Origin of the sequence: Escherichia sp. TW14182, assembly GCF_000208525.1 — a bacterium.
GTDB classification, from domain to species: Bacteria; Pseudomonadota; Gammaproteobacteria; order Enterobacterales; family Enterobacteriaceae; genus Escherichia; species Escherichia ruysiae.
The window spans coordinates 1-1094 of the sequence record NZ_AEJZ01000495.1; the positions used below are offsets into that span (position 1 = coordinate 1).

The window sequence follows — 1094 nt, forward strand, 5'->3', positions numbered from 1 at the left end:
AAAAGGGGGGGGTGCAGAGGGAAAAAAAAAACCGCCAAAAATGGCGGTTTAGTTACGAGGTTACGGGAGCTATTTCTTCATGCGTTTCTGAGCTGCCAGCATCTTTTCAAACGCTTCTTTGTAGAGTTCATTCTGACCTTTAAGCCTTTCGATTAGTTTTGCTTTTTCTGATTCGGGTAGGATTTCAAAAAGATCCAGTAAATCAGCTTGTTGCTTGTTAACCATCCGCCAACCTTCGCCTTCGAAACTTTCGTCATAAGTTCCTGAGGAACGGACGTAATTCATCAGATCAGCTAAATCAGGCCTCAACTCTTCAGGCTTAACTCTTAGTAATACAGCGAATTTTAATGCTGCATCAGTGTTTAGTGGAGCCTTTCCGTTGAGATAGTGGCTAACTGTGGATTGAGTCTCAAAGCCCATTAGCTCAGCAGCAAGCTCCTGAGTCAGTTTGAGCTCTCTTTTTTTGGCATCCCAGACTGCGCGCAGACGCTGCGTAGCTTCTGGCGATGCGATTTCTTCGCGTTTTCTTCTCATACCACCATCTTATGAACACAACTCATAATCTCAAACTGATATAGGTATTGATCATTTAAATTAATATAGTTAATATTTTGACAGGCATTACTAAGGTGACCCTTATGACATTAGATGAATATTTGAAAAAAAATCGTGTACGACAGTCTTGTTTGGCTGCACTCGCTGGTTGTTCGCAATCAATGATTAGCCTCGTAGCTACTGGCCGTAGTCAGTTAAGCCCCGAAAAGGTATTGCGTATCGCGGAGGCTACGAATTTCGAGGTTACACCTCATGAACTTCGGCCTGATATCTACCCGAATCCGACCGATGGTTTACCTGTTGGATGTAAAGCTAACACACAAAATGCACAGGAGTTGATTCATGAAAATCAGGCATGAGCACATTGAATCAGTGCTGTTAGCCCTGGCCGCTGAAAAAGGGCAGGCATGGGTAGCCAATGCAATTACTGAAGAATATCTGCGCCAGGGGGGCGGCGAATTGCCCTTGGTGCCAGGCAGGGACTGGAACAATCAGCAGAATATCTATCACCGTTGGTTAAAAGGTGAAACGGAAGCGCA

General features: G+C 44.5%; 3 protein-coding genes. 2 read left to right on the forward strand and 1 reads right to left on the reverse strand.

Translation table 11 applies throughout. The features are described 5' to 3' along the window. Positions 1-69 precede the first annotated feature (69 nt). A complete protein-coding gene (locus EQY_RS0123610; protein ID WP_001253183.1) occupies positions 70-534 on the reverse strand; it encodes a helix-turn-helix domain-containing protein in 465 nt (154 codons plus the stop codon). Positions 535-638: 104 nt separating this feature from the next. On the opposite strand from EQY_RS0123610, the gene EQY_RS0123615 reads away from it, so the two are divergent. After that, the gene (locus EQY_RS0123615; RefSeq protein WP_000171139.1) at positions 639-914 is read left to right on the forward strand and encodes a transcriptional regulator; all 276 of its coding nucleotides are present in this window, start codon (positions 639-641) and stop codon (positions 912-914) included. Then, the coding region (locus EQY_RS0123620) for a toxin YdaT family protein (RefSeq protein ID WP_000702032.1) at positions 898-1094 on the forward strand (197 nt) is incomplete at its 3' end. The genes EQY_RS0123615 and EQY_RS0123620, both read left to right, overlap by 17 nt.